We start from the raw sequence: 19572 nt of genomic DNA on the forward strand, positions 1-19572 counted from the left end.
GAGGACGCGGCTTAAGGTAACCTTTGAAAGAGGCGGGGCATATGGGGGATCAGCAGCAGGCCGAGAACGATCAGAAAAAGGAAAATGGGCAGGCTGATGAGCTGTTGGAGGAGGAGCTGGAAGAGGTAGTTGGAGGCTTGGCGACCGTCTCGATTCCACGCTGCAAGCTTTGCCATGTTCGTATCGCTGTGTATGACATGACCGTATGCGCAGTATGCTTTCGCAAAACTCAAGTTTCGCATGGAGGGGAGGATGGCCAGCAATGATCGGCAAATACGATCGCTTGGCCTTCTGCTTGTTTTTGGTGTTGGCAATAGGCTTTATTACAGCATCATGTGCAAGCACGTCACAGCAGGCCTATCAATTGGAATCAGAAAAACAAGCTCATGCAGCAAATCCAGCCGCCTTCAGCCCATCTCCCGCAAGTTCTGCCGTTCCGGCTGCTAAAGCGGAGGTGGGGGAGAATGCTGGAAGTAAAGTGGAGCTTCCGGTTTACACAGAGGAGCAATTAAAGACATACCCGGAGGACATCCGGGACATTTTGAGCAGAGGCAAGCTGAGGGTAGCCCTCTATCAGGAGGACCGCTATCCGTTTTTTTATGTAGATGATCAGGGAGTGCTCCGCGGAAGCGATGTTGAGCTTGCAAACGACATCGCTCTTAAGCTTGGCGTACAAGCAGCATTTATACGAACAGCTGATTCATTCAATGAAGTTATTAATCAAGTATCCCAAGGGGAGGCGGATATCGGCGTTTCCAAGCTGAGCATTACCTTGGAGCGGGCGAAGCGGGTATTATTTTCCGATGCCTATTTGAATTTGAAACAAGCGCTGTTGATTAACCGTATGCAGCTTGCCGCAATTACTGAAAAAGGCGATGCTGCTGATCCGCTTGCCCTCATCCAAGGCCGCGGGGAGCAGGTGGGCATTGTCGGAGGCACCTCTTATGCGGGCTTTGCCCAGGAGCTTTTTCCAAATCAAAGCCAGGCGAGCTATCCGAATTCGGCCGAGCTGTTTGATGGCGTAAGGCAAGGGGATGTGCTAGCAGCCGTTTATGATGCCTTTGAAATTTCCCGTTATTTGAAAAAATACCCTTCGTATTCGCTCCAGCTGCAATTCGTGCAATTGGATGATCACGATGATGATATTGCCATTGCCGTCGATCCGCAGCGTTATCATCTCCAACAGTGGATTAACACCTATCTCCATATGGAGCAGAAGGAAATTCAAAAACGGCTTGAAAACTTTGAGATATAAGCCCATTACAAGTATGAAACTTATAGATTCTTATATTTTAAAAAAAGGATATGGTATGATGCATAGGCGAGTGTTACTGCTTCGGCCATCTTATTTTGTAATAAAAAGGGGTAATCAGCGGTGAAGCTTCCATGAAGAAACGTGTGCCTTTCCTCTATTTTTTCGTTCCGATAGCGCTGGCTGCATTTATATTCATCATACTGATGACTTTTAATTCTGCTTTGGATAAGGATAAACCAGAAGCGAGCAGGGGGAAGCTGTCGATTACAGCACAGGATCAGATTGCGGGTAATGGCAGCTCGCTCGACGGCGAGTGGGAATTTTACTGGAATCAGCTGTTGGAGCCTGATGATTTTACAGCGGGGAATGTCGGCGAGGCTGGCTACATAAAAGTGCCCAGCTCATGGAGCAAGCATGAAGTTGACGGACAAAAGCACACAAGCAAGGGCTATGCCACCTATCATCTTGTCATAAAATTGCCGAAGACGGACACCGAGCTGGGCCTGGTTGCTAAAGGGATAACCTCCGCCCACCGCATGTGGATCAATGGGAGGCTCGTTTCTGAAAGCGGAGTTGTTGGTCGAAGCGAGGCAGAGGCGACATCGTATATGATGCCGTCAGTACTTCGGTTGGAGGTAGGACAGACGCAGGCAGACATTGTCATTCAAGTGTCCAACTACACGCAGCGCAAAGCAGGCCTGTTTGCTTCTTTAACTTTGGGAGAATACGACAGCCTCCATTCGTATATGAAAAAGAAGCTTGTGTTCGAAAGCATGTTAATAGGCTGCATGCTCATTATGGGGCTCTACCACATCGTTTTGTTTATCCTCTTGCGTAAAAATTGGGAATCTTTGTTTTTTGGCCTCATTTGCATTTTGCTGGCTATGAAAAATAGCTCCCAATCCCAATACACGTTATCCGTCTTATTTCAAAGCTTAAACGATAATGTTTTAGTGAAAATCGAATATTTAGGCTTTCTCGGGAGCGCCCCGCTGTTTGTGCTGTTTTTCTATTACAGCTTTCCACGCCAAATGACAAAACGAATGCGCAATATACTGTGGATTCCAGGCATGCTGCTCACCTTGTTTATTGTGGTGACGCCGGTTCAAATATTTACGAAGCTGGCCGTTGTCATGCAGGTTTATGCGATTGGGATTGGTTTTGTGCTCATTCAGTATGTATTTAAGGCTGCCATTGGCAGGCTGTCAGGCGCAAATTTGATGCTGACGGGCACCGTCGTCTTTTTTATTACGGTCGTCAACGATATTTTGATGAGCAATGACACGATTAGAACGGGCATCTATTTTCCATATGGGCTGCTGTTTTTAATTATTTGCTTATCCATTATTGTGTCGATCAAATTTTCCAATGCCATTAAAACGAATGAGCGCTTATCTGCCCGCTTGCTAGATCTGGATAAGGTAAAGGATGAGTTTTTGGCCAACACCTCTCATGAGCTTCGTACACCGCTTAACGGCATTATTGGGCTGGCGCAGTCGCTGCTTTACAGCATGCATGATCGGATGGAGGACAGCCAGCGTGTGCATTTGAATATGATTGTATCGAGCGGGCAGCGCATGTCCTATTTGATTAATGATATTTTGGATTACGCTCTATTAAAAAATAATGATATGCGCCTTCATATTGCAAAAATCGATTTGCATCAGCTGGCGCAGGTTGTGCTGACCGTCGTCAAGCCGCTGGTGACGGGCAGAGATCTAGTGCTCCTTAATCAAATTGGCACGGATTTTCCGCCTATTTATGCCGATGAAAACCGGATGCAGCAAATTTTGTTTAATTTAATAGGCAATGCGATCAAGTATACGCCATCGGGATATGTAACGATAAGCGCACAGCATTACCGCGACTATGTGGAAATTCACGTCGAGGATACCGGCATCGGCATAGCAGAAGACAAGTTTGAAATCATTTTCAATCCGTTTGAGAAGCTTGAATCCATTGATGATACGGGAGCAGGTCTTGGACTTAAAATTACGAAGCAGCTTGTCGAACTGCATGGCGGGGAAATTACAGTATGGTCGAAGGTGGGGCAGGGCTCTCTATTCAGCTTCACGATTTTTCATCAGCCGGTAAATCGTTCGGCTGGAACGTTGATGACGCAGAAGGAGACGGGCAGGCAGGCGCTCATGGGTGATGCTGAATCGATGGCAGCATCCCTATACGCTCCAGCAGGGGATAGAAGCGATGCAGAGCTGTCTGTACAGCGTCCTTATCGCGTGCTTATTGTGGATGATGAACCAGTGAATTTGCAAGTGGTCATTCAACAGCTGGCACCGCTGCCATGCGTATTCGAGACCGCGACTAGCGGCGCTGAGGTGCTGGCGCGCATGGATGAGCTGCATGAGGTGGATTTGGTTATTGCCGATTTAATGATGGTTGGCATGTCCGGTTATGAGCTGTGCGGTCTGATTAGAGAAAAGTACAATTTAATTGAGCTGCCTATATTAATTATGACAGCAAGCAGCAGGGATCATACGATTAAGGCCTGCTTCAGCGCCGGAGCAAATGATTATATTTCGAAGCCGATTGGGCGCAATGAGCTCGTAAGCCGCGTTCGTACGCTGCTGCTGTTAAAAAGGTCCGTTCAGGAAGTGAGCCTGAATGCGCAGCAGCTTGCAGAGCTAAACGAGCAGCTTTCCGAGCTGAACACGAATCTGGAGCATCGCATTCATGAGCGAACGGTGGAATTGGAGCGCAAAAACAAAGATTTAAGCCGGCTGGAGCTGTCACGCAGGCGGCTGCTCAGCGATATTTCCCATGAGCTTCGTACGCCGATGACGGCGATTCAAGGCTATGTGGAGGCGATCGTATCTGGACTGGTGGAGCAGGAAGCGGATAAAAAAAGATATTTACAGATGGTTTTGGTCAAAGCGCTCGGTCTAAACCGTTTAATTCATGATTTATTCGAGCTGTCGCGGCTGGAATCAGGCAAATCCGAAATGATCTTTCTCATGATGACGCTGCAGGAGCTGGTGGCGAAAATCGAGGATAAATTCATGCTCGATGTCGTGCGCGCCGGGCTGCAATATGATTTTCAGCTGGCATTCGATTCGGCTAAATTGGCTGAATACCATGTAGTTGTGGATATGGACCGAATTACGCAGGTGCTGACCAACCTTGTGTTTAATGCAATTCAGCACACGGGGGCGGAAGGGCAAATTCGCATACATTGTGCGATCGAAGAATGGGCAGGCAATGACGATTCCGCCGGCCAGCTCACCATACGTGTTCAGGATAATGGGGCAGGCATGCAGAAGGAGTCGCTGCCGTTTGTATTTGACCGCTTCTTTCGGGAAAAGCATGATCGGCAGGCGGTTCAGGGGAGCGGAATTGGCCTTGCGATTGCCAAAGAAATCGTCCATTATCATGAGGGAGAAATTCATGTGGAGAGCGCGTTGGGAGTAGGAAGCACCTTCTATTTCACGCTTCCGCTGTACGTTTTTGAATAGCGGGTGGAACAAGCTTTTTATTATTTCTGTGAAAATGTTAATCCTACAGCCCTAATTAGCTGTGGTATAATTTTGCCCAGAGAAAGAATGCTGGGAGATTGCTCCAGCTAGGGCCGTGTTTTAACTGAGGAGCTGCGACGGTTTGCTGTCATCTCTTCAAATGAAATACGACCACAATATTCTGGGAGGTACGTATGATTAAAGAAAGCAGGCCGGTTAAACGGCTAATATTCGCTATGGTTTTGGGAATGCTTCTGCTATGCATCGGGCCCTTGGCAAGCGCTTCGGCCGCGGATGACGCGAAGATTAAACTCGACGGCAAGCAAGTAGTGCTGAATGATTCTACGTTTATTCTGGATGGAAGATTGTATGTGCCTGTGGCCCGCATCGCTGAATTGTTCAGTGCCAAGTCGAGCTGGGATAGTGACAATGAGGAAGTAACGATACATACGGCATTGAATGATAAAATCGTACTCGGAAACGAAGTGCCCGTTGTCTATTTCAATGATGAGCGCTATGTGATGGATGCGGCTCCCGTTTTCAAGGAAGGCAGACTGTATGCGTCCCTGCGCCAATTAGCCGAAATGCTGCATGCCGATTTGCAAGTGAATGCACAGTCAGGCGATATTGAGCTTGCTACTGTGAAGCCAGCAGTAGTAACAGACAAATACGGAATAGACGAGATCAGCAAGGAAACGAGCAGCAGCAAGTCGGAGCTGCTTAAGCGCAACGGACTGGATAGCAAGACCAAGCTTAAAGCAGGTACGAAGCTGAAGGTGGTCATTCCTTCGATTTTCGATCACGCAGCTGACCCGTTCACAGAAGCAGATTTGACGCTGCTTGCCAAGATCACAATGGTTGAATCAGGCTATGAGTCGTATCAAGGGCAGCTTGCCTTGGCGAATGTTATTTTGAACAGAGTGAAGGACTCCCGTTTTCCGAATACGATTCGTGAAGTGATTTATTCCGGCAGACAGTTCCCGCCAGCCCACAATGGCCTCCTTGATAAAAGCAAGCCCAATGAAGGCTCCCTGCGCGCAGCTAAGGAAGCGCTCAACGGCAAAAACAATGTGCAAAACGCCATCTACTTCTTTAACCCTAATATATCCCAAGGCGCGTTCTGGGATAGCCTAGAAGTCATTACGACGATCGGCAATCATAGCTTCGCAAAATAGGAACGACACATATAGAGAAGTCCGTTATGGCGTAGTGAGCCGTAACGGACTTTTTTGAAATATAGGAAAGGATATGATGTTTCCATCCTTTCTCTATATTTCTCGGACTGAAACGCGCCGCGCCGCCAAAGGAAGGCGCCAGCCGTTTCACCTTGCTGTATGGACCTAGGAAGCCGGCTTGGGATTCATACGTTTATAGTCAGCTTCTTGCTCGGCAGTTGCTTTAGGAATATCCATGCCTTTTTCCCAAATGATGAGACGGTCGTTTTCGTCCTTGCCTTCGTAATAAATAATTGTTTTCTCTTGCGTAGGATCGGGGCTGTCCAGTGAAGACCAATATTCGGGCAATATTTCAGGCTTTTTATCCTGTTTAGAAAAGAAACGCCTACGCTCATTAATTTTGTGTACTTCTCTATTGGTATCGGTTAGTCCGCCTACGTTGCTTAGATAGCCATTCACATTGGCTGTCATTCGGTAATGAATGGAGCCATCCTTCATTTGATAGACTTCGCTGATGGCAATATCCTTGCTGGCTATAGCAAAATTCCTCATGCCAAAAAAATAGAGGGCTGTCAGCAAAATAATAACGGCAATACAGACGCTGATGCCAGCTATGACCCATTGTCTTCGTTTGATTTTTTTTAGAAAATTGATCTGTTTCTGTGGGGCCGCCTGAAAGCCCTCGGTCTCCGTCATCATGCTGTCGAGCACCTGCCTGCAATCGCTGCACGAAGCGAGATGCTGTTGGATGGCTTCATTCGTATCTTCGCTTGTCAGCCCTTCGATATAGTTGGGCAGCAAATCCTGCACAATATGGCAATTTAATTGTTGTCCCATTATACGCTCCCTTTCATCATTTTTTGCTTGCCCCGGTAAAAGGTTACTCTGGCCCAAGCTTCGCTTTTTTCCAAAATTTCTCCGATCTCGGCATAGCTTAATTCGCCGGAAAGCCGCAAGTACATCACTTCTTTCGTTGTTGCATCCAATTGATGCAGCATACGAAACAAGGAGAGCTTATCTTCCTTATGTAAAATATCTGCTTCGACCTGCTGCCCCATAGAAACAGGAATATCACATGCATCCAAGGAAACGGATGGCATCTTTTTGTTTTTATTAAGCTCCCTATACCACGCGCGCTTAGCGATTTGGCATAACCAGACCGACATTTTGCAATCGCCGCGAAAGTTGTGGATCCCCTTCATCGCTTGATAAAAGGTCTCCTGCGTCAGCTCCTCCGACAAATCGGCATTTTGCGTCAAGCTGTACAAATATTTATAAACCGTTTGCGCGTACGTGCTATAGAGCTGCTCCATGCTTTCCATTTCTACACCTCCTACCCTATAAGTGCATGAACATTGGATTTCGTTACAGATGCCCTGCAATATTTTTTAAACCGATTGAAAGCATGGCTATGATAATTTAGTTTACTGCATCAAAGTGAAAAAGGCTGGATTTTTATGGGGAAAGGATTTAAAATAGAGTCATAAAATGAAACTGTGTTTCACTATATGAAACAGGAGGCGGAATATATGGCTTATCATTTTTATGGTATTGATCATGTTCAGCTGGCAGCCCCGGAAGGCTGCGAAACAGAGGCAAGGCGCTTTTTTAACGGCATATTGGGGTGGACGGAAATTCCAAAGCCGGAAATGCTGAAAAAACGCGGCGGAGTCTGGTTTAAATGCGGCACCCATCAAGTACACATTGGTGTACAGCGGGACTTTGTTCCGGCAACGAAAGCCCATCCTGCCTTTCATGTACAGAGCCTAGATGAATTGCGCGAGCATTTGCTTCAGCATCATATCCAGGTAATCGACGACGAGGCCAGGGCAGATGAAGGGGTCAAACGCTTCTATTTAAACGATCCATTTGGCAACCGCCTTGAGTTTCTAGAGTGGCTCTCCTAATCATTTAATAAGCCGAAGGCAGACGTCTATACGCAAAAGCCCCTATCCGGGGATGAACCTGGACAGGGGCATAGCTCACAATAAGCATTCTGTTTATGGAAGAGATAACTTTACGATTTAATAGAGGCGATATGCAGCTGCTTATTGCGTTCTTTGAAGCGCACATTATGGGAGGACACGTAGGCGTATTGATCCGCTTCCGGCTCCATGTACAGTTTGGCGCTGTTCAGGGCAAGCACAGCATCGGTAAACGTTCCGGCAATCAGCCTAACCTTGCTGTCATAATGGACGCAGTCGCCAGCCGCGAAAATGCCCGGTACATTCGTCGCCAGACGGTTGCTCACGTTGATTGCCCATTCGCCCAGCTCAATGCCCCATTCTGCAATTGGACCATAGTCGCTCGTATAACCATGGTTGACGACTACGGCATCAACATCAAGCACCTCGGATTCGCCCGTCTCGGCATGGGTAATCGTAACGCTGTGAATCGTCTCCCCTTGCCCATTCAGCTGGCTGACGAAATAAGGCGTACGTACATCAGCAGTTGCCATCATATCCGCGACATGCTTCTCCATCGCTTTGAATTGGTCACGGCGGTGAATTACGATAACCTCTGCCCCAATACCCGTAAGCTCATTCGCCCAATCGACGGCGGAATTGCCGCCGCCTGAAATCAGCACTCTTTTTCCACGGAAGGAGATCAGCTCTTGAATGGTGTAATGCAGATTCGTCACCTCGTAGCGGTCAGCACCCTGAATATCAAGCTTCTGAATTTGCGTAATGCCGCGGCCTACGGTCACAATGACCGTACGCGATAGATGCTGCTCGCCAGTTGTCGAGGTAAGAAGGAAGTTGCCATCCTCTTGCTTGACGACGCCGACGATTTTTTGGTTGAAGACGAGTGTAGGGTCAAACGTGCGAGCCTGCTGCTCCAGCCAGGCAATCAGCTTGTCACAGCGCATCGGTGGAATGCCGCCGACGTCCCAAATCATTTTCTCCGGGTACGTGTGCAGAAAGCCGCCAAGCTCATTTTGAGCTTCAATCAGCTTGGTTTTCAAATCGCGCATTCCGCTATAGAAAGCAGTGTACATGCCCGCAGGGCCTCCACCAATAATCGTTACATCAAATAATTCCAAGGATTCAGACATTTGAACTAGCCTCCAATTATAATGAAAATCATTATCAACTCACTATTTTCTATAGTAAAGGAGAATAAGGGGGGGCGTCAACAATTGGCATATGTCAAAAAAGAAAATTTTTCCGTTTAGCGCTCCGGTCAGAATCCGTTCAGAGCTATTTGCTATGATGCATGTAGGATGCTGATATCAATAAAGCGGAGGGGAATTTATGGCACTGCAATATTCCTTAATGTTTGAGGAGCGGTCATTGACACAGTCGATGGTGACAAAGGTTTTTAAGCAACTGGGCTTTGTGACCGAGCAACTGGTTCCGCTTGCGGGTGGTTTTCGGGTGGATGAGTTTAATGAAAGAATCGGGTTTTCGATGACGGTTATCGATACGCTCGATATGTCATTTGGATGGGATTCCGACTATTTGGAAGACGAATTTATGTACCAGCAGCATGTGAGCTTTAAGCTGTACAATTCGTATGATACAGAGCCGGAGGCTTGCGAGCTGATGCTCCAAATGGTGTTCAGCCTACTTGATATGGCGGGCTCGGATGCCCTCCTGACATTCAGTGATTCAGAAATTTTTTATCGGAAAAATAACGCCTTCTACGTCAATAATGATTTTGGCTTCTGGGAGCATGACAGCGTGAAAGCTTTAATCGGCACGATGGAGTATCAGCCGTTTAGAGCTGTGGTGCATATATAATAGAAAGCTTATAAATATGATGTCCGCTGAGGAATATATTCCTTGGCGTTTTTTGTTATTTGAGAATCATTTATAAGAGTGATTATCTCAGGGGATTTTTCTAAAATATAATAATAAGCAATAGATACGTAGAAGGATAAATGCTGAATTAATTTAATTGATGGAATGTCGAGACATATGCTGCACTTCAACTCTGAAAGTTGCATGTGAGGTTTTCCAGCCAAGACACTTTTTAGGTCTGTTATTGATTAAATCAAGGGCGGGCGAGAGAGAGAAGTTCTTCCGCAACCTCAGCAAAATTAGAGAGTCTATTAGAGAAATATCTTGTGTAAATTTTTTTGCATTTTCTTTGGTTCACCGTTTCTTGGAGAATGTACTCACGTGTAACATTGGGAGGATTGATATGCTTTTGTAACAAGCAAATTACTTGTGATAAAGGCTGATGCTGGAATATATGTAGCCTGTTAGAAAGCTTCTTCCATTAAATTAACGGTATGATAATCTAACGTAACAGCTTGTTAATATGCTCTAGCAACGTGACGATACAAGACCTGCGCTTCCATCGTTCAGAGACCACAATACCCCATTCCAAATGACCAAACATTATGCTATCGTTCTCTTGTGGTAAAATACCTAAAGCTCATGGCTGATTCAACTGTATAGGGGTGTCTGGTAACTTCATTCTACATAAGAATCAGTCATGAGTCATTTTTTGTCTCGTCTTTTGATTATTTTCTGTAATATAATCTTTCTAGTAATCTAGTTAATTGTTTATATATGCTTATGAAATGCTATTGAACGGGATATATTTCTATTACTTGTTGAAAGCTTCTTGTATGGGGGAGTAATCCCTCATTTACAGCATTATAATCATAATACATTGCTTCATTTCTATTATTCAATATAAGCAAAAACTTTTTTCTTCCATTATTGCTTATAAACTTTTTCATTTTACTTTCTTCAAAATTTAGTATTATTTGTTCTCCTTGATTTAAAGATACAGAATCTAAAATTTCAACATCACCTTTGTTATCAAGATACAAGATATCAGCATTAGTTGTGTAGGATATCGGGGACAGTTCTAATTTATCATAGAAATTAGTTGCGTAATTACGTTGCTCTTCTGTAACAAGAGGAATAGATTCATTATTCTGTTCGATCCAACGTAAGGCTGGTATAGTTCTAATTCCCCCTTCAATCTCTATGTGCTTCTGTATGTCGATAGTGTGTGTATTGTCGATTTTGGAGTTAGTTACAAATAACCTGATTACACTTGCACCTAAACCACTATACTGATGTGGAAAATTATCTAATATAGGGAATAAAATTAACTCTTTACTACCGTTTGCATCCCATCTAATCCGTAGATCAATTTCTATAATGGATCCTTTAGGAAGAGGAATTTCCATAGTTTTATACCAATCTGATTCGCTACTGACACTTAGTTCTTTTAATTTATTTCCCTGTAGAGCAATTAAAGATACATTTGTATCCATAAATTCATTACGAAGGTACAACTTAGCCTCAATTATATCTGATTTCTTCTCTTTTAATACATAGTAGTAATAGTCTTTTATGGGTGTTTTTATTGCATTTTCATCATTTAATTCGAAATTAATATTGAAATGAGATTTTTCGGATAAAACTTGTGGGAATTCTTCTAACTTTATTCTATTAATATGCTTGCTTTTTAAAGTAATGCTGTTCGTTTCTCCCTTGCAACTTATTAAAGTGAAAAGACATATGAAAAAAAATATAATATATTTCTTCAATATTTTCTCTCCTAGTTTTTTGAAATTAACATAAAAACCCGTATCAACGGTGGTTGTAGACTTCTTCTTGTCCACAATCCGAAGAAACGGATTTTTAAACAACAACATTTGATACTATTTAGGTACCTATGTAGTGAATCAGGTTGCTCTTTTAGGTCTCATTCACTATATGGATATTTTTACACAAAACCAAAACGAAGAAATCTTAAAATATTTCATTAGAGGTTATTTAACCTCAATAATTGTGTTTTAAGACATTACGAATCAAGATGCTGTACCTAAGTAGTAAACACTATTCAGCTTACCAGGTTTGTCGATAAGATGTGTATGCGTATTCAATTGCAAATATTCCAGAAACAGAGTGTTGAGTGAATCCTTCCCAAGTGCCTCTCGCTGTTGAAGTAGCAGATGCTGTCGATAGAGCAATAATACCGGTCTCAACATCTCTATTCCCTTGGGATTTAACAACCATTGCTCCATTTTCTTGATGAGCAAGTAAAGTTTCAGCAGAAACGACGTAGGAATAATGATCTGGAGTAGTGGTGCCTGCGGATGTATATATAATGCCACCCCAGTTTTCTAATTTCGAACCAAGTTTTGTCTCACCATCTGCCGCATCAGAAATGCGGATCTTTTGGGTGCAGATCATACCTTCTGAACATCCTTCTTCAGCATTTCCAAATGAGACAGAAGATTGGAGTTGCGATGTATCAATAGATTGATAAATTACACTAATATTAGATCTTTCCTCTTTGTTCTTGTCATTTGCTAGTACATTAGTTGACATACTCAAAACTAATGCAGATGATAAAACTAATAATGATATCTTCTTATTCATAAACGTATTCCTCCTAATATGTGTATTTTAATTCGGATAGGGAGTATTACCCCTACAAAAAAGGTTAACATTTCTATAAATGATATTCATTAGACTAAATTACCATTTTTTATAAAATTCATTTTTTTAATACTTTGTTATCTTCGCTAGCGTTCTGTAATATTGTTCCGCTGACAAAACAAAGGAATGTCATTTTCCGTTCAAAGATGATGAAGACATTGATTATGTGTTGACTGTAGATATTAGGTTGTCCAGTGAGAGCATGATAAAAAGATACTTTTCAACCTGATGAACTATATAAAAAGGAAGATGAAGTGATTTTTCAGTAATGCTAGGAACTTCATCTGAATAAATGCGAATTTATTTCAGTTAATGACCCACATGTGCAACGATAGTTTTCGGAAAATTGCCCAAGGAGGCTTTGATTTTTTCAAATATTGGTTGTAAGCTGGCGAGTCTTAAGCCACATTATTGGAATGTTCTCTCGAAATGCTTTGGAGATTTTTCGGGAAGAATAAATACGGTGCGTATAGGCATAAATGATGATTTTGGTCAGTATGTTGGGATGGCAACTGTTCGCGATCACTAGGGGCAGCGTTAAATATCGCATCATCAACACGTTTCTGGACATTGTTAATCATACGTGCAACATGTTTTACTCGTTTATTTTTTTAAAAAATCCATTGGCAGAAAAAGTTAATTCATGGTATATTCATTGAGAAAAAAACTCTCTAATTTATCCCAATTTAGATACAATAAAATCAAGCAGGGAAGGAGTAATAGAAAGATTCGAATTTAAAACCTTAATATTTACTGGGAGGAGTTTAATTGAACTATTATTCTCTTGAATATATTTGCGAAAATATGTTGGATAACGCAAAGCTTAAATTTGATATATTAAATAATCCACACAAGATCATTTTAACGTTTATGGTTTATGAGAAAGCAGATAACAAATATTTCAAGGTTGTTTTTGAATTCAATAACTACTACTACTTGAACATCCTGAAAGATATTGAAGCTAGTTTTAAGGAACAAGGATTATTCACATTTGTATTAGAGGTTAGTATTAAAGAAAAACCTATTTCAGAACTGAATGTTGTTCTTAATAATGAAACGCAAGTAGAAACTTATTGGGAATTAAATATTATTGGAGATTTCATAATTACTATTAAGTATTTGACTATTCAGTATCATTTAATTGAGGTTAATGAGGAAGTGTATAGAGCATATTCTAATTAATAAAATCATATTAACATTGAATAAATCAGCTATATGTGCTGAATTGAAAATATTTCAACATGGTGATGCTTCCCGAAGGGATGCGTTTAGCACCGTGTACAAGAAATTCAGAAACGTTTCTGCCTTTTACGCCTCTTACTTGTGCTAGAAGATGATTCTGCTGAAATAGTCAATAGTCGTCAGAAACTTAACGCCTATATGCTCCCCGTTTGTAAAATCATGCGATGCTTGCCCTTTTGAAACTCTGTTCGTTGCAGGGTGATGATCACGAAACATGCTTTCATATTCAAACAAAAGATGCTCAATTACGCTGTATTCAACCCTTTTTTAAACGGAAATGTCTCTGAGACACACTGTTTGTGTATTAATGGGTCTACATAGCCTCAAGGGTATAGGTCGGCTTTGTATATTTCAAATTCTTGTGTTCCATGAGTTTGGAGACTCTCCGCAAGGAGAAATGACACCCATTTATACTTTTAACCTAACATGTAATGAGCTGCAATTTCCAATTAAATCTCGCAGTGAAGCTGGCATCTACTGCACTTTGTTTACAATGAAAATCTTCAACTCGTTATGTTTTGGGGAGAAGTCCCCATTTTATGATGTCCACTCCAAAGCTGGATAGGCAATTATTAAAGGGGATTTAGATGTCTTCAATATGGCGAAGTTCTTATGGTAGAGGTATTACAGTAACTCTAAGTACATATTTATACTAATTGATTAAGGGTATTTCAGTAGTGAAAAGTCAGTGTGAAGAGCAGACAATTGCCCCCTAAACTAAAGGCAATTGTCTTTTTACCGTGTACTTAATATCTTTAAACTACAACGTCCTCGCAATATCGACCAGCGATTGTGACATGTCGTTAATTTCATCCATGGAGGCGTTGACTTGCTCGGTCAGGGCAGCCTGCGTCTGCGTTAAGCTAGCCATGTTATGAATGTGCTGGAGAATTTCCTCGATATAATCCTTCATCTTGTTCAAGCTGTTTTCGATATTGACCGTTGCATCGGCGCTGTGGACGGCAAGCTTGCGCACTTCATTGGCGACGACGGAGAAGCCTTGGCCGAGCTCGCCGGCACGCGCTGCCTCAATTGCAGCATTGAGGCCCAATAGATTCGTCTGATTTGCGATTTCTTTAATAAAATTAGAAATGTTTTTCGTTTCATCGGCACTATTTTTGGCATGATTGGCTGCTTCGGTCGATTGCTCTTGGGCAACGGCGAGCTCCTGCGCCTGGGTCGTTACATTGTTAATGCCTTTGACCATATCCATAATCGATTGCGAAAGCTGCTCGGTTTTCTCATTCAACAGCTTGACGACATCATCTTTATTTTTCTCATATGTAATATCCCGAATCGTGCCGGCAACGCGAAGCGGAACGCCTTTGGAGTCCCGAATCGTTTCTCCGCCTGCATGGAACCAGCGATATTCGCCATTTTTCAGCTTTAAGCGGTAGTCCAGATCATACGGCGTTTTACCGCTGTAATCGTTCATATGATCCGCAAATCCTTTCACCGTCCGTTCGGCATCGTCAGGATGCAGCCTGCTGCTCCAGCTGCTGAATACGTTAGGGAAATCACTTTCGTCTTGAAAGCCGAGCGTTTTGCGGAATTGGGGTGACCACCAAAATTCATTATTTGGATTAACCACGTCGCCAGCTACAACCGTCATATCCCATGGGGCTTCGACTAGGGCACGGTTAATCAGATCGTAGCGCGTAACGAGAGCCGCTGTTTCCTGATCTTTCATTTTCTTGTCATGGATATCGAATAAAGCGCCAGCTACGCGGAGCGGAACACCCATCGAGTCTCTTACCGTCGTGCCCGTTGCACGGAACCAGCGATATTGACCATTTTTCAGCAGCAAGCGGTATTCCAAATCGTAAGGGACTGTCCCGGTTCGATCGTTCAAATGGTCGGCAAAGGCAGCGAGTACCCAGTCATGATCATCTTTGTGCAGCTTGGACGACCAGCTGTCCAGTATATTCGGGAAATCAGCCTCATTCTGATAGCCTAGCATTTTGCGCAATGCATCGCTCCAAATAAACGTGTTTTTCGGATTGACCGGATCTCCGGCAATGACCTGCATATCCCATAGTCCAACTTGGATAGCCTCCGTTACAAGCTGTAAACGAAGCTCCGCATCTGCGGCTTGCTGGGTCACCATCTGAAGGGCAGCATTAAAATGCTCTACAATGGCTTTCGTTGCGTCTGAATGGACAGCAGGCAGGGCAAATGGAGAAAAATCATGCTGTGAAAATAGCTCGGAGCGTTTTTTGGCTTCTTCTAGCAAGGCTGTCATGGCCTTGGATTGAGCATCCTTGAGAAACATAAGGTTGTCCCCCTTTTCATTTGCGAAACTTTTCTATAAAGTCCCAGGTTAACTCCACGATAACACTTAAAAAGCTATATTTCTACAGCGTTCGACAAACTTTCATAGGTTTAAATTGCGTCTTTTTTCCTAAACGGCAAAAACGAATGAAAACCGTCCGCTAGACGGCACTTTGAAGGAAGAATGACCGCTGCTAAACTCATAGATTATGATTCAAAGAAAAGCCTTTCAATGGTAATATAGGAGTAATTAGTAGATTAATTTGGGAGGATTTCGGCCTATGAGGTTTGGGCAATCGATTAAAACGAAGCTGATCATCGGCTTTATGGGCGTTATGCTCCCCATTGTCGTATACATGCTCATCAACAATATGTATGCGAAAACAATTGTGAGGGAGAAGGTTTCGGAGACGTATCGCAATACGCTCGATATTTTTGGCGGGCAGATGGATCATAACCTGGAAGAGATCAATGAATATTTGTACCAGATGTCGGTGCTGGATTCCGATGTTGGCCTCCTCACCTCGTTTCCGATGGACAGCGACTGGTATATGCTCACCAAGGTGCAGATCGATTCTAAGCTGAACCGGGACGTTGGCGTGTACAGCCTGCTGGACAGCATTTTTGTCTATCACGAGCATGACATCATATTTGGCACAGACAATGCGGTGTATGAGGATGCGCGGCAAATCATTAAGCAAAATATGGTGCAGATGACGAAGGGAGGACAAGCGCTGCTCAATGATCCCGAAACGTGGGAGGTCAAATACGACGAACGTATTCCCGGGCATTATTTTCTCATTAACTTTATTGAGGTCAGAGATGGGCTTTACGTCGGCGGCATCATTCGGGTGATGGATTTGGAGCGGCTGCTGGCGATTCAATGGAGCGATGGCGACATCGGCAACAACGGCATTTATTTGCGTGAAGGCGATCAGTCCGCCCAGGCACTGACGGAGCAAGCGCCGCGGCTTCTGAATGGGCAGCTGACTCCTGGGACGGAGTCGCCCAATTCGGTCGTCGATCCCGATACGAAGCAATCGTATTTGGTGTTAAACCGCAACAGCAGCTTGGCGAATATCTCCTATAGGGTGCTGGTTCCGGAGCAGACGCTGCTGAAAAGCCTCATTTTTTTCCAAAATGCAGCTTTGCTTGCGCCGTTTGGCTTTTTGCTGCTGCTGGGCATTTATTTGCTGTTTATGCGCAATATGCTGTTTAAGCCGCTGCGCGAGCTCATGCTCGGAATGAAAAAAATCGCCATCGGCCAGCTTGATGTCCGCCTTGCGGCGAAGCAGTCGGGGCAATCGCTGGAGTTCGCTTTTCTCGGCAACACCTTCAACAAAATGGCGGAGCAAATTACGACGCTCAAAATCGACGTTTACGAGGAGCAGCTGCGCGTCAAGCAGGGGGAGCTGCGGCAGCTTCAAGCGCAAATCAACCCGCATTTTTATATGAACAGCCTGAACATTGTTTATAATTTAGCGGCGCTTGGCGATACGGAATCGGTGAAAAAAATGTCCCTGCATCTTGCCGATTATTTCCGCTTTATTATGCGGTCAAACCGCGACATGATTTTGCTCAGCGAGGAGCTGGATCATATCGACAATTACATTACGATTCAGAAAATGCGCTTCCCGGACAAGCTGCAATTTACATATGACGTGCCGGAATTTGTGAGAAACTACAAGGTCGCGGCGCTGACGGTGCAGCCTTTTGTGGAAAATGCCATTATTCATGGGTTCAAAAACCGCCGCAAGCCATTCATCATACATATTGGGGTGGAGGCGCAAAAGGATGGCGGATTTTATTTGACGATTACCGATAACGGAACGGGCTTCTCGGAGCCGGTGCTGGACAAGCTGCAGCGCAAAATTCCGCTTATCGAAGGCGAGACGAGCAGGCTCGGCATTATGAATGTCATCCATCGGCTGCAATTAATTTATAGCGAACGGGCAGCCATTACGTTCAAAAATGTAGAAGAAGGCGGCGCTGCCGTTACCATTCGATTCCCGGTAGGGGAAGAGGAGCTAATTTCGAATGTATAATTTGCTAGTAGTAGATGATGAGGATATTGCCGTTCGCGGCATAGTGCAGGGGATTAATTGGTCGGATGTGCCGATAGGCCAGCTGTTTACCGCCTGCGATGCGGAGGAAGCCAAAGAAGTGCTGCTGCAGGAGAAGGTGCACATCGTGCTGTCGGATATTGATATGCCTGATTTGAACGGCATTCAGCTATTGGAGTGGGTCAATGAGCATTCTCCTTCCTCGGTCACCGTGTTTTTGACAGGCCATGCCGATTTCAAATACGCGCAGCAGGCGGTGCAGCTGGATTGCTTCGATTATTTGCTGAAGCCGGTCGATCATGAGGTGCTGAAGACCTGCATTCATAACGCGATTGAGAAGGTTGTGGAGCTGGAGGAGCTTGAAGAAATCCGCAGCACCTACAGCCATTATTATGAGCAGTGGAACAAGCAGCGGCCAGCACTTATTGAGCGTTTTTGGCAGGATATGCTGCATTACCGGGTTTCGGCTGCCCCTGTGCATCTGGATTCTTCGATGGAAACGTACGGCATACCGCTGCGTGCGGATAGTGAAATACGTGCGGTGCTGATCAGCATCGAACATTGGCGAGAGGAATGGTCGGCGCGCGATGAGGAAATTATGACCTACGGGGTGAAAAATGCCGCGGCCGAGCTCGTGCTGGGCGGCAAGCCCGGGCATATTGTGCACGACGGAAACGGCATTTTGTACGCTCTCTTCTATAGTAATGAGGAGGACGAGCAGGCGATTGCTGCTCGCTGCAAAAATTTCATCCAGCAGGCACGGGGCTTGCTGCATTGCCAGCTGTCTTGCTATATCGGCGCCGCGACGGTGGCCCAGCAGCTTCGCGGCAGCGTGCAGCGGCTGCTTGATCTGGAGCGCAGCAATGTAAATGCGGCCTGCGCCGTTATACACGAAAGCAGCCATAGCATTCAGACTTCGAGCGTATCGACAGCTTCACAGCCGCTGCCCTTCACCGATTGGGCGATGCTGCTTGCACCGGGCAAGCGAGCGGAACTGCTGCTGCGCATTGACGAGCATTTTGATCATTTGCAGCACAACAACGGCGATTATACGCAGCTGGCTTCGTTTTATTTCGGCTTTATGAATATGGTATTCCAGTGGCTAAGCAAGCAGGGGGTCGCTATAACCGACGTATTCGCAAAGCGCGAATGGGAGGCGGGCGAGCAAGTAATGAAGTCGCTGCCGCGCATGCGCAGCTGGACGCATCAAGTATGCATGCAGCTAACGGACTATGCCGGAACGGCGGGCAAGGACGTATCGCAGGTCGTAGCCAAGGTGCAGCGTTATATGGAGGAGCATTTGGATGAGCAGTTCAGCCGCGAGCATGCGGCGGAAGCCGTCTATTTGAATCCGGCGTATTTGTCCCGGCTGTTTCGACGGGAAACGGGGCATTCGCTGACAGATTATCTCGTCAGAATGCGCATCGCCCGCGCCCGGGAAGAGCTGGAGAAGACGAATACGAAAATCAGCGATATTGCGGTCATGATCGGCTATTCGAACTTTTCCCATTTTTCCAAGCTGTTTAAGAAAGAGACGGGTCTCACCCCGCAGGAATACCGCAAAAAGGTTCAGCATATTTAGAAGCGTGGTGAAAAAGCGAAGCGGAATGAAAAGGTTGAGCTGGAGAAGCGGCAGCGTTCGCTTTTATCCTTGAATTTCAACAAGTTGCGGCTCATTCATAG

Annotated in this window: 16 protein-coding genes; 9 read left to right on the forward strand and 7 right to left on the reverse strand. The window is 44.7% G+C overall.

Annotation, left to right across the window (positions count from 1 at the left end):
* The first annotated feature begins 41 nt into the window (after positions 1-41).
* From ASF12_RS25765 to ASF12_RS25780, 4 genes are all read left to right on the forward strand, one after another.
* A complete protein-coding gene (locus tag ASF12_RS25765) occupies positions 42-266 on the forward strand; it encodes a hypothetical protein (protein WP_056040954.1) in 225 nt (74 codons plus the stop codon).
* Positions 263-1255, forward strand: coding sequence for an ABC transporter substrate-binding protein (locus ASF12_RS25770; RefSeq protein WP_056040955.1), 993 nt, complete (start codon positions 263-265; stop codon positions 1253-1255). Before ASF12_RS25765 ends, ASF12_RS25770 begins: the two co-directional genes overlap by 4 nt.
* 131 nt (positions 1256-1386) lie before the next feature.
* Positions 1387-4725 (forward strand): ATP-binding protein, encoded by a 3339-nt coding sequence (locus ASF12_RS25775; RefSeq protein ID WP_056040957.1) that lies wholly within the window; start codon positions 1387-1389, stop codon positions 4723-4725.
* A gap of 194 nt (positions 4726-4919) precedes the next feature.
* The gene (locus tag ASF12_RS25780; protein WP_056040959.1) at positions 4920-5900 is read left to right on the forward strand and encodes a cell wall hydrolase; all 981 of its coding nucleotides are present in this window, start codon (positions 4920-4922) and stop codon (positions 5898-5900) included.
* Between the two features lie 165 nt (positions 5901-6065).
* On the opposite strand, the gene ASF12_RS25785 is transcribed toward ASF12_RS25780, so the two are convergent.
* Both ASF12_RS25785 and ASF12_RS25790 read right to left on the reverse strand, forming a co-directional pair.
* On the reverse strand, positions 6066-6737 hold the full coding sequence (locus ASF12_RS25785) for a zf-HC2 domain-containing protein (protein ID WP_056040961.1): 672 nt from the start codon (positions 6735-6737) through the stop codon (positions 6066-6068).
* The gene (locus tag ASF12_RS25790) at positions 6737-7222 is read right to left on the reverse strand and encodes an RNA polymerase sigma factor (RefSeq protein WP_056040963.1); all 486 of its coding nucleotides are present in this window, start codon (positions 7220-7222) and stop codon (positions 6737-6739) included. Before ASF12_RS25790 ends, ASF12_RS25785 begins: the two co-directional genes overlap by 1 nt.
* A 207-nt stretch (positions 7223-7429) precedes the next feature.
* Between ASF12_RS25790 and ASF12_RS25795 the strand changes: the two genes are divergently transcribed.
* Positions 7430-7807, forward strand: a complete 378-nt coding sequence (locus ASF12_RS25795; protein ID WP_056040965.1) for a VOC family protein — start codon at positions 7430-7432, stop codon at positions 7805-7807.
* 110 nt (positions 7808-7917) lie between these two features.
* Here the strand turns inward: ASF12_RS25795 and ASF12_RS25800 are convergent, their stop codons facing one another.
* On the reverse strand, positions 7918-8955 hold the full coding sequence (locus ASF12_RS25800; protein WP_056040966.1) for an NAD(P)/FAD-dependent oxidoreductase: 1038 nt from the start codon (positions 8953-8955) through the stop codon (positions 7918-7920).
* Positions 8956-9154: 199 nt separating this feature from the next.
* On the opposite strand from ASF12_RS25800, the gene ASF12_RS25805 reads away from it, so the two are divergent.
* On the forward strand, positions 9155-9643 hold the full coding sequence (locus tag ASF12_RS25805; RefSeq protein WP_056040968.1) for a SitI3 family protein: 489 nt from the start codon (positions 9155-9157) through the stop codon (positions 9641-9643).
* 791 nt (positions 9644-10434) lie between these two features.
* Here the strand turns inward: ASF12_RS25805 and ASF12_RS25810 are convergent.
* From ASF12_RS25810 to ASF12_RS34030, 3 genes are all read right to left on the reverse strand, one after another.
* Positions 10435-11415: a hypothetical protein gene (locus tag ASF12_RS25810; protein ID WP_056040969.1), complete on the reverse strand. Its 981-nt coding sequence runs from the start codon at positions 11413-11415 to the stop codon at positions 10435-10437.
* Positions 11416-11716: 301 nt separating this feature from the next.
* A complete protein-coding gene (locus tag ASF12_RS25815; protein ID WP_056040971.1) occupies positions 11717-12253 on the reverse strand; it encodes a hypothetical protein in 537 nt (178 codons plus the stop codon).
* 430 nt (positions 12254-12683) lie between these two features.
* Entirely contained in the window at positions 12684-12884 is a 201-nt protein-coding gene (locus tag ASF12_RS34030; protein WP_081419055.1) for a transposase, read from the reverse strand.
* Positions 12885-13081: 197 nt separating this feature from the next.
* On the opposite strand from ASF12_RS34030, the gene ASF12_RS25820 reads away from it, so the two are divergent.
* Positions 13082-13495 carry a hypothetical protein gene (locus tag ASF12_RS25820; protein ID WP_056040972.1) on the forward strand — a complete coding sequence of 138 codons (414 nt, stop codon included), beginning with the start codon at positions 13082-13084 and terminating at the stop codon, positions 13493-13495.
* An 820-nt stretch (positions 13496-14315) separates the two neighbouring features.
* On the opposite strand, the gene ASF12_RS25825 is transcribed toward ASF12_RS25820, so the two are convergent.
* The gene (locus ASF12_RS25825; protein ID WP_056040974.1) at positions 14316-15827 is read right to left on the reverse strand and encodes a methyl-accepting chemotaxis protein; all 1512 of its coding nucleotides are present in this window, start codon (positions 15825-15827) and stop codon (positions 14316-14318) included.
* 280 nt (positions 15828-16107) lie between these two features.
* Between ASF12_RS25825 and ASF12_RS25830 the strand changes: the two genes are divergently transcribed.
* Together ASF12_RS25830 and ASF12_RS25835 are read left to right on the forward strand one after the other, a co-directional pair.
* On the forward strand, positions 16108-17871 hold the full coding sequence (locus ASF12_RS25830; RefSeq protein WP_056040976.1) for a sensor histidine kinase: 1764 nt from the start codon (positions 16108-16110) through the stop codon (positions 17869-17871).
* A complete protein-coding gene (locus tag ASF12_RS25835; RefSeq protein WP_056040977.1) occupies positions 17864-19471 on the forward strand; it encodes a helix-turn-helix domain-containing protein in 1608 nt (535 codons plus the stop codon). Before ASF12_RS25830 ends, ASF12_RS25835 begins: the two co-directional genes overlap by 8 nt.
* Positions 19472-19572: the final 101 nt, after the last annotated feature.

The organism is Paenibacillus sp. Leaf72, assembly GCF_001422685.1.
Lineage (GTDB): Bacteria > Bacillota > Bacilli > Paenibacillales > Paenibacillaceae > Pristimantibacillus.

Excerpts from the sequence above, each read along its gene's own strand:
- ASF12_RS25825 (WP_056040974.1), bottom strand. The coding sequence starts at position 15,827 with ATGTTTCTCAAGGATGCTCAATCCAAGGCCATGACAGCCTTGCTAGAA.
- ASF12_RS25815 (WP_056040971.1), bottom strand. The coding sequence starts at position 12,253 with ATGAATAAGAAGATATCATTATTAGTTTTATCATCTGCATTAGTTTTG.
- ASF12_RS25830 (WP_056040976.1), top strand. The coding sequence starts at position 16,108 with ATGAGGTTTGGGCAATCGATTAAAACGAAGCTGATCATCGGCTTTATG.
- ASF12_RS25795 (WP_056040965.1), top strand. The coding sequence starts at position 7,430 with ATGGCTTATCATTTTTATGGTATTGATCATGTTCAGCTGGCAGCCCCG.
- ASF12_RS25800 (WP_056040966.1), bottom strand. The coding sequence starts at position 8,955 with ATGTCTGAATCCTTGGAATTATTTGATGTAACGATTATTGGTGGAGGC.
- ASF12_RS25835 (WP_056040977.1), top strand. The coding sequence starts at position 17,864 with ATGTATAATTTGCTAGTAGTAGATGATGAGGATATTGCCGTTCGCGGC.
- ASF12_RS25770 (WP_056040955.1), top strand. The coding sequence starts at position 263 with ATGATCGGCAAATACGATCGCTTGGCCTTCTGCTTGTTTTTGGTGTTG.
- ASF12_RS25780 (WP_056040959.1), top strand. The coding sequence starts at position 4,920 with ATGATTAAAGAAAGCAGGCCGGTTAAACGGCTAATATTCGCTATGGTT.
- ASF12_RS25790 (WP_056040963.1), bottom strand. The coding sequence starts at position 7,222 with ATGGAAAGCATGGAGCAGCTCTATAGCACGTACGCGCAAACGGTTTAT.
- ASF12_RS25775 (WP_056040957.1), top strand. The coding sequence starts at position 1,387 with ATGAAGAAACGTGTGCCTTTCCTCTATTTTTTCGTTCCGATAGCGCTG.
- ASF12_RS25785 (WP_056040961.1), bottom strand. The coding sequence starts at position 6,737 with ATGGGACAACAATTAAATTGCCATATTGTGCAGGATTTGCTGCCCAAC.
- ASF12_RS25765 (WP_056040954.1), top strand. The coding sequence starts at position 42 with ATGGGGGATCAGCAGCAGGCCGAGAACGATCAGAAAAAGGAAAATGGG.
- ASF12_RS34030 (WP_081419055.1), bottom strand. The coding sequence starts at position 12,884 with ATGTCCAGAAACGTGTTGATGATGCGATATTTAACGCTGCCCCTAGTG.
- ASF12_RS25805 (WP_056040968.1), top strand. The coding sequence starts at position 9,155 with ATGGCACTGCAATATTCCTTAATGTTTGAGGAGCGGTCATTGACACAG.